Raw genomic sequence first — 8447 nt, 5'->3', positions numbered from 1 at the left:
CGCGGCCGGACTACGACGCCCCGAGCGTCTTCAGATAGGCGATGATGTCGGCGCGGTCCTGCGGGTTGGCGATGGCGCCGGCCGCCATCTTGGTGCCCGGCACCGCCTTGTTCGGCGCCGTCAGGAACGTATCCAGCATCGCCTCGTCCCAGGTCTTGCCGTAGGCGGCCATGGCCTTGGAATAGGTGTAGCCGGCCACCGTGCCGGCGGTGCGGCCGAACACGCCGGACAGATGCGGACCCATCTTGTTCTGCTCGGTCACCGTGTGGCAGGCGCTGCAGCGCGAGAACAGGGTCTGGCCCCGCGCCGCATCGCCATCGGCCAGCGCCGGCGACGCAACGCCAGCGGTCAGCAGGGCCGCGAGGGCCCACTGCGTCAGCTTCATCTTTCTTCCTCTTCCCTTCGGAACCCGGACCCCGTCCGGGATGGTGCCGGCGGGAGCCGTGGCCCCCGCCGGACATCAGCGTGTCACGACGACGACTTCAACAGATCCGTGTCGAACGGCAGGCTGCGCAGGCGCTTGCCGGTGGCGGCGAAGATCGCGTTCGCCACCGCCGGGGAGACGGCGGCGGTCGCGGTCTCGCCGATGCCGCCGGGGGCCTCGGCGCTCTTGATCAGATGCGCCTCGATCACCGGCACCTCGTCGATCCGCATCGGCAGGTAGGTGTCGAAATTGGCCTGCTCGACCCGCCCGTTGGCGAAGGTGATGTTGCCGTGCAGCGCCGCGGTCAGGCCGAAGAGCGACCCGCCCTGGACCTGGGCCTCGATCGTGTCCGGGTTGACCGCCAGGCCGCAATCGACGGCGCAGACCAGGCGATGAACCTTGATCGAGCCGTCGCCCGCCACCTCGACCTCCGCCACCATCGCGACATAGCTGCCGAAGGCGAACTGCACCATGACGCCGCGGCCATGGCCCTTCGGCATCGGCGTGCCCCAGCCGGCCTTCTCCGCCGCCAGGGTCAGCGCCGCCAGGGCCCGTGGATTGTGGCCCAGCAGCGCCTTGCGGTATTCGACCGGGTCCTGCTTGGCCGCCGCCGCCAACTCGTCGATGAAGCTCTCGACCACGAAGACGTTGTGGGTCGGGCCGACGCCGCGCCACCAGGAGGTCGGAACGCCCTGCGGCTCGACCCGGACATATTCGACGCGGATCGCCGGGAAGGCGTAGGGCGGCTCGGCCGCGGCCTCGACCGCGTCCGCATCGACCCCGTCCTTGAAGCCAGCCGGGAAGTAGCGGGCCATGATCGAGGAGCCGGCGATGCGATGGGTCCAGGCCACCGGCTTGCCTTGCGCGTCCAGCCCAGCCGAGAACCGGTCGTAGTAATGCGGCCGGTACATGTCGTGCTGGATGTCCTCCTCGCGGCTGTAGACCACCTTCACCGGGCCGTCGACCTGCTTCGCCACCGCAACCGCGCGGGCGATGCCGTCGACCTCGAGCCGCCGGCCGAAGCCGCCGCCGATCAGGTGGTTGTGGACCTGCACCTCCTCCTTCGGCAGGCCGGCGACCTCCGCGGCCACGGCCTGGGCCATGGTCGGCACCTGGGTGCCGACCCAGATCTCGCAGCTGTCCTTCCGCACATGGACCGTGCAGTTCATCGGCTCCATCGCCGCATGCGCCAGGAACGGCACCTGGTAGATCGCCTCCAGCCGCTGCGCCGCGCCGGCCAGGGCCTTCTCGGTATCGCCCTCGTTGCGGGCCACCGCCCCCGGCTTCTTCGATTCCTCCTCCAACTGGCGGATCAGGTCGGCGCTGTTCACAGTGGCGTTCGGGCCGTCATCCCATTGGATCGCCGCGGCCTCGAGCCCCTTCTTGGCGGCGCCCATATGATCGGCGACCACGGCGACGGATTCGTCGGTCTTCACCACTTGGCGGACGCCCTTCACCGCCATCGCCGCCGCCTCGTCCACGGTCTTCGGCTTGCCGCCGAGGACGGGGGAGATGGCGATCGCGGCGATCTTCATGCCCGGCAGCTTCGTGTCGATGCCGAACTCGGCCGTGCCGTTCACCTTGCTGGGCGAGTCCAGCCGCTTGGCCGGCTTGCCAATGATGGTGAAGTCCTTCGGGTCCTTCAGCGCCACCGATTTCGGGTCCGGCGCCGGCAGCGCCGCGGCGGCGTCGGCCAGCTCGCCATAGCCGAGCGACCGCTTGCCGTCGGTGACCTTGCCGAGCTGCGCCTTGAGGGTCGACGGGTCGACGCCCCACTGCTTCGCGGCAGCGGCAATCAACAGGGTGCGCGCCACCGCGCCGGCCTGGCGCAGCGGCGTCCAGAAGCCGCGGACCGAGGTCGAGCCGCCGGTGAGCTGGGCGCCGATCAGCGGATTGGCATAGAGCGCGTCGCTGGGCGGCGAATGCTCGATCCGGACCTGGTCGAGCCCGACCTCCAGCTCCTCCGCCAGCAGCATGGCCTCGGCGGTGTAGATGCCCTGCCCCATCTCGGCCGACGGCATCACCAGCGTGACCAGACCTTGGGGATCGATGCGGATGAAGGCGTTGGGCGCGAAGCCGGCCGCCTCGGCCGCTGCCAGGGCCGGGAGCAGCGCCGGCGGCAGGGCGACGGTGAGGGCCAGGCCGCCGCCGATGGCGGCGCCGATCTTGAGGAACCCGCGGCGATCGAGGGTGTGCGAGCCATCAGGCATGGTCTGTCCCTCCCTCAGGCTGCGGCTTTGTGGATCGCGGCGCGGATCCGCTGATAGGTGCCGCAGCGGCAGACATTGCCGGACATGGCGGCGTCGATGTCGTCATCGGTCGGCTTCGGCGTCTCGGCCAGCAGGGCCGCGGCCGACATGATCTGGCCGGACTGGCAGTAACCGCACTGCACCACCTCCAGCTCCAGCCAGGCCTTTTGCAGGGCCTTGCCCTGCGGCGTCTCGCCGACCGCCTCGATGGTGGTGACAGCGCTGTCGCCGACGCTGTCGACCGGGGTCTGGCACGAGCGGACGGCCTGGCCGTCGACATGCACGGTGCAGGCGCCGCACAGGGCCAGGCCGCAGCCGAATTTGGTGCCGGTCATGCCGAGGACGTCGCGCAACACCCACAACAGCGGGGTGTCGCCGTCGACATCGACGTCGTGGGGGGTGCCGTTGATCTTCAACGTGAAAGCCATGGCTGCCTCTCGGTGGCTGGGGCTGACGGAACGCAGCCGGCCGACCTGGGCTGCGCCGGCCGGCTGCGTCTATGGATGGGATCTGCGACTTGTTCGAAGCTCGGTCGCGCTCCGCCGGCCAGCAATGGCCCGGCACCGCGCCCGACTTCCGATTCTCATCCCAGCTTAGAACGAAACGGGACGGAAACGCAGCGAAACATCGCGCCCTTCGACCATTGAAGAAGCCGCAACCCCGCACATCTGATCAGCATGAGCCCGCTGATCCGCCTGGCGCTCGCCACCGGCCTCGCCGTGGCGGCCGCCCCCGCCGTTCCGGCGCCCACCCTGGCGCAATGCATCGTCAACCCAGGCCAGATCGGCAGCCCCTGCGCCGGCGGCGTCGGGTCGCCGCCGATCGTCCGCGGCCAGCGCCCGGCCCCGCTGGAGATCACGCCGCCGGGCCAGTTGAATCCGCCGCAGCTGGCGCCGTTCCGGGCGCAGCCGGTGCCGGCCCCGCGCCAGGCGGAGAGCCTGAGCCGCAAGGCGCCGAGCAACCCCCTCCTGCCGCTGCCGTCGGCCGGCACGGCCTATCGCTGCGTCACGATGGTCGGCAGTTGCCCGATCCCGGGCGGCAGCATCCCCAGCACCGCCTGCACCTGCGAGGGCGGCACCACCGGCACCGCCCGCTGAGGGCCGATGCGCGTGGCGCTGGTGCTGAACGGTGCCGCCGGCGCGCTGCTCGGCCGGCCCACCGAGGCGACCGCGGCGCGGCTGGGGCAGATCCTGGCCGAGGCCGGGGCCGAGGCGCGCGTGGTGGTGGCCGAAGGTCCGGCGTTGTGCCGGGCGCTGGACGCCGCCATTGCGTCGGACGCCGAGGCGATCCTGGTCGGCGGCGGCGACGGCACCCTCATCGCCGCGGCCGAGCGCCTGCTGCCGGAGAACCGGGCCGGGTCCGGCCGGCCGCTGGGCATCCTGCCGATGGGCACGGCGAACCTGTTGGCCCGCGACCTCGGCATCCCGCTGTCGCCCGAGGCGGCGCTGCCGGCGCTGCTGGCCGGTACCAGGCGGCGGATCGATGTCGCCCTGGTCAATGACCGGATCTTCCTGAACAGCTCGCTGCCCGGCATCGCCCCGCGCATGGTGCTGCAGCGCGAGCGGATGCGGCACAATCGGGGGCCGCTGAAATGGCTGCGGCTGGTGCGCGCCTTCTTCCGCGGCTTCGACCACGGTCCGCGGCTGCATGCCGTGCTGCAGGCCGACGGACAACCGGTGCGCCTGGTCACTCGCACGCTGGCGATCACCAACAACCCGCTGGCCGAGGGCTTCGCCGCGATCCACACCCGGGTCGCGCTGGATGGCGGCACGCTGGGCGTCTACGCCGCGCGGATCGACCGCCGGCTCGACCTGTGGCGCCTGATCGCCCGCCTCGTTGCCGGCACCTGGCAGCACGACCGGGCCACGGCGGCGCTGGCCGCACGCCGGGTGAACGTGGTGTCGCGCCGTCCGCGGCTATGGGTCGCCAATGACGGCGAGAACCACCTCTTGGCGACGCCGCTGCGCTATCGCATCCTGCCCCGGGCGCTGACCGTGCTGGTGCCGCAGACCGATCCCGACACCCCCGGAACGCCGCCGTGATGAAGAGCGTCGCCCACATCTCCGACCTGCATTTCGGCCGCAGCGAGCCGGCCCTGGTCGAGGCCCTGCTGGCCGAGCTGAAGGCGCTCGCGCCCTCGGTGATCGCCGTCTCCGGCGACCTGACGCAGGATGCGCACAGCGCCGAATTCGCCGCCGCGCGGGATTTCCTGGACCGCCTGCCGGCGCCCTATATCGTCGTCCCCGGCAACCACGACATCCCGCGGCACAACCTGCTGTCACGCTTCACCAAGCCGTTCTCGCGCTATCGCCGCTTCATCACCCCGGACACGGCGCCGCTGCTGGTCCAGGACGGCATCGTGCTGATCGGCGTCAACACCGCCCGGCGGCTGGTGGCGCATTGGAACTGGTCGCACGGCTCGATCAGCCTGGACCAGATCGAGCGGGTGCGCGAGACGCTGCGCGCCCTGCCGCGCGGCATGCTGAAGGTGGTGGTGGCGCACCACCCCTTCCTGCCGCCGCCGGACGCGCCGGACACCAAGCTGATCGGGCGGGCCGAGACGGCGCTGCGCTTCTTCGCCACCGCCGGAGTCGACCTGATCCTGACCGGCCACCTGCACCGGGGGTTCTATGGCGAGGTCACCACCCATCACGGCCGCGTGCGCCGGCCGATCCTGGTGGCGCAGGCGGCGACCGCGACCTCGAGCCGGCGGCGCAACGAGCCGAACGCCTACAACCGCATCCTGCTCGACGGCAACCGCCTGACGCTGGAGCCGCGGCGCTGGGACGGCGCCGGCTTCGTGCCGATGCCGGCGCATGATTTCGAGAAGGTGAAGGGCCGCTGGACGGCGGTGGCGGGGTGAACCGGCTCACACGATGGCGGGCGCCGCGACGGCGGGGCGCCGCAGCAGATCGGCGAGCAGGGTCAGGGCGTGGCGGAGCGCCGCCCGGTCCGGCACGCCGCCGAGCGACAGGCGGACCGCCTCCGGCGCCGCGCCGGTGACGTCGAAGGCATCGCTGGCGACCACCAGCAGCCCGGCCTCGCGGGCGGCGGCGACGAAGCTCGCCCGCCCGAAACCGGCCGGCAGGGTGAGCCAGAGATGGTTGCCGTCCGGATTTGCAGTGACGGCGCCCGCCGGCAGCAGCGTCGCGGCCAGGCGCTGCCGGGCTTGGTTCTCCGCTTGGATCGCCGCCGTCAGCGCATCGAGCGTGCCGTCGTCGATCCACTGTGTCGCCAGCGCGGCGGTCAAGGGCGACGCCATCAGGCTGACGGCACGCAGCCCCGCCGCCAGCCGCAGCGCCGCATGCGGGTCCGGCGCCGCGACATAGGCGATGCGCAGCGCCGGCGTGGCGCATTTCGACAGGGTGGCGAGGTGCCAGGTGATCTCCGGCGCCAACACCGCCAGCGGCGGCGGTGCCGCTTCCGCCAGCGCGCCATAGGCGTCGTCCTCGACCAGCGCCACGCCGTGCCGGCGGGCGGTGGCCACGATCGCCTGCCGCCGCGCCGGCGGCAGGGTGGCGGTGGTCGGGTTGCCGATCGTCGGCACCAGGTACAGCGCCTTCGGCGGGGTCGCCCGGCACAGATCCTCGAACGCCGCGGGATCGAGGCCTTCGGCGTCCTGCGCCAGCCCGACCAGGCGCAGGCCGCGCTGGGCGGCGATCGTCTTCAGGCCGGGATAGGTCAGCGCCGCACAGGCCAGGCTGTCGCCGGGGCCGAGCAGCAGGTCCATCAGGGCGAACAGGGCGCTCTGCACCCCGGCGGCAACGATCACGCGGTCCTGCTCCAACCGCCCCAGGCGGCGCCCCAGCCACCGGGCGGCGGCCGCGCGATCCCGCGGCACGCCGCCGGCCGGCTGATAGGTGAGGGGGGAGATCCCGCCCGGCGTCGCCAGCAGCTTGGCGATCCCTTCCGCGATCCCCTCCCCCAGCCCGGCGGGTTGTGGCGGCACATTCATGCTGAGGTCGAATCCGGCCGATCCGCCCGCCGCGGCCACCGCGGCGCGGACGAAGCTGCCGCTGCCCGGGCGCCCTTCGACCAGGCCCATACGCTTCAGCTCAGTGTATGCGCGCGTCACCGTGGTCAGGTCGACGCCCCGCTCCAGCGCCAGCTGCCGCTGCGGTGGCAGGCGGGTGCCCGCCGGCAGGTCGCCAGACCGGATCAGATCGGCGAAGCCGGCGGCGATGGCGAGGTATTTCGGGGTTGTGTCGGAGATGCGACGGTCCATCGCAGGACCATACACTTGACCAAAGTGTATGGCAATATTAGATTCAGATCCATACAATCGACCGCAGCCACCCTGCGGCCTGTCCCAGGGGATCACCATGGCCAAGCCCATCTATCCGACGCTGAAGCCCTTCGCGGTCGGCATCCGGGCGCGCTGCCCGCGCTGCGGCCGGGGCCATCTGTTCCGCGGCTTCCTGACCCTGGCGCCGCGCTGCGACGTCTGCGGCCTGGATTACGGCTTCGCCGACCCGGCGGACGGCCCGGCCTTCTTCGTCATCTCGATCGTCAGCTTCCCGGTGATCGCCTTCGCCGCCTGGCTGGAGCTGGCCTATGAGCCGCCGATGTGGGTGCACCTGCTGACCTCGGTGCCGCTGCTGATCGGCGGCTGCCTGGCCCTGCTGCGGCCGCTGAAGGGCTGGCTGGTCGCCGCCCAGTACATCAACGACGCCCGCGAGGCCCGGCTGGCCCGCAAGGGCGAGGACTGACGCCCCCTACCCTCCCATGAAGCCTGCCGCGACGCGGGCGCCGCCGACGCCGCCGCCGATCACGATGGCGATCACGACCCGGATCATCGTGTCGATCTGGTGCCGGGTGATCGCCTTCTTGCGCGACCGGTCGGCCTCGATCTTCTCGACCAGGTCGACGAACATCTTCGCCAGGTTCTCCTTGAACGCCGGCTGGCTGTGCCGGCCCTGCACGAACAGGCGGATCTCCTCCTCCATCCTGGTCTTCACATGCGGCAGCAGGTTCGCCAGATGGCCGCTCTGCTCGCCGTGGTATCGCAGCTGGGTCATGCTGCCGTCATGGTCGCGTGAGGTCAGCAGGCGGGCGACCTCGGCGAAGGCGGCATCGGTCCTGGCCTTCAGGTCCTTGGCCCGCTGCTCGAACGACCCCCAGTCGCTGGTGATGCCGCTATAGGCGATCACGGCCTTGGCCTGCGCGGCCAGCCCGTCCGCCGCGCTGCCGCTGGGCTTGATCGGGATCTCGCCATACAGCTGGTTGGCGTTCGGCGACCAGTCGAAATCCGCCCAGTACCGGCCCTTCGGCCCCATCACCTCGATGATGTAGGTGGTCGTGCTGGGCCCCGCATCCCCGACCAGGCCGAGATCGGTGACCTGCCGGATCTTGGCGTGCTTCCATTCGTCGACGGCGACCGCCTTGGCCGGATCGAAGCGCGTCTCGACCGGCTCGTAATGCTTCGGGATCGCCGGCAGCACCGGTGCCGCCGTGCCGGCCGGGCCGGCGTTCGGATCGGCCATGGCGAACACGGGCGGGGGGCGAACCCCGGCAGCCGGCGTCGCATCCGCGGCCGCGACGGCCGGGCCCATGGCCGCCGCGGCGGTGGGGCTCGGCTTCGCCCCCTCCAGCACCGAGGTTGCGGCCGCTGCGGTCAGAAGCTGCCGCTTCCGGCTTTCCGCATCGGCTGCGACGCCGTCGATCACGACCTGGACCACAGCGGCCTGAACCGCCTTGGCGTCGAGATCGTCGAGCGTGCCCCCGGCGGCGGCGTGATAGTCCGCCATCAGCCGGCCCGCGACCTCGGCGCCGTC

The 8447-nt window shown here is 71.7% G+C and carries 8 protein-coding genes and 1 pseudogene; 4 read left to right on the top strand and 5 right to left on the bottom strand.

Annotated elements, in window-relative coordinates:
* Nucleotides 1-10: 10 nt before the first annotated feature.
* The 3 genes from FFK22_RS39905 to FFK22_RS39895 all read right to left on the bottom strand — a co-directional run bounded on the left by FFK22_RS39905 (nucleotide 11) and on the right by FFK22_RS39895 (nucleotide 3101).
* Nucleotides 11-385, bottom strand: a complete 375-nt coding sequence (locus FFK22_RS39905; RefSeq protein ID WP_138892097.1) for a cytochrome c family protein — start codon at nucleotides 383-385, stop codon at nucleotides 11-13.
* Between the two features lie 83 nt (nucleotides 386-468).
* Complete coding sequence (locus FFK22_RS39900; RefSeq protein WP_138892096.1) at nucleotides 469-2634, bottom strand: xanthine dehydrogenase family protein molybdopterin-binding subunit; 2166 nt, start codon at nucleotides 2632-2634, stop codon at nucleotides 469-471.
* Nucleotides 2635-2648: 14 nt separating this feature from the next.
* Entirely contained in the window at nucleotides 2649-3101 is a 453-nt protein-coding gene (locus FFK22_RS39895) for a (2Fe-2S)-binding protein (protein WP_138892095.1), read from the bottom strand.
* 249 nt (nucleotides 3102-3350) lie between these two features.
* On the opposite strand from FFK22_RS39895, the gene FFK22_RS39890 reads away from it, so the two are divergent.
* Genes FFK22_RS39890 through FFK22_RS39880 form a run of 3 tightly spaced genes read left to right on the top strand, consistent with a single transcriptional unit; the run spans nucleotide 3351 to nucleotide 5536 of the window.
* Complete coding sequence (locus tag FFK22_RS39890) at nucleotides 3351-3770, top strand: hypothetical protein (RefSeq protein ID WP_138892094.1); 420 nt, start codon at nucleotides 3351-3353, stop codon at nucleotides 3768-3770.
* Nucleotides 3771-3776: 6 nt separating this feature from the next.
* A complete protein-coding gene (locus tag FFK22_RS39885; RefSeq protein ID WP_138892093.1) occupies nucleotides 3777-4715 on the top strand; it encodes a diacylglycerol kinase family protein in 939 nt (312 codons plus the stop codon).
* Nucleotides 4715-5536: a metallophosphoesterase gene (locus FFK22_RS39880; protein WP_138892092.1), complete on the top strand. Its 822-nt coding sequence runs from the start codon at nucleotides 4715-4717 to the stop codon at nucleotides 5534-5536. The genes FFK22_RS39885 and FFK22_RS39880 overlap by 1 nt, the downstream gene beginning before the upstream one ends.
* A gap of 6 nt (nucleotides 5537-5542) precedes the next feature.
* Here FFK22_RS39880 and FFK22_RS39875 read toward each other — a convergent pair whose 3' ends face one another.
* Nucleotides 5543-6898: a PLP-dependent aminotransferase family protein gene (locus tag FFK22_RS39875; protein ID WP_138892091.1), complete on the bottom strand. Its 1356-nt coding sequence runs from the start codon at nucleotides 6896-6898 to the stop codon at nucleotides 5543-5545.
* 97 nt (nucleotides 6899-6995) lie between these two features.
* On the opposite strand from FFK22_RS39875, the gene FFK22_RS39870 reads away from it, so the two are divergent.
* Nucleotides 6996-7382 (top strand): DUF983 domain-containing protein, encoded by a 387-nt coding sequence (locus tag FFK22_RS39870; protein ID WP_138892090.1) that lies wholly within the window; start codon nucleotides 6996-6998, stop codon nucleotides 7380-7382.
* Nucleotides 7383-7388: 6 nt separating this feature from the next.
* On the opposite strand, the pseudogene FFK22_RS43530 reads toward FFK22_RS39870, so the two are convergent.
* A pseudogene (locus FFK22_RS43530) lies at nucleotides 7389-8447 on the bottom strand (hypothetical protein); the annotation flags it as partial.

Origin of the sequence: Mycobacterium sp. KBS0706 (assembly GCF_005938675.2) — a bacterium.
Lineage (GTDB): Bacteria > Pseudomonadota > Alphaproteobacteria > DSM-16000 > Inquilinaceae > Inquilinus.
This window is presented reverse-complemented; position numbering and strand designations above follow the sequence as displayed.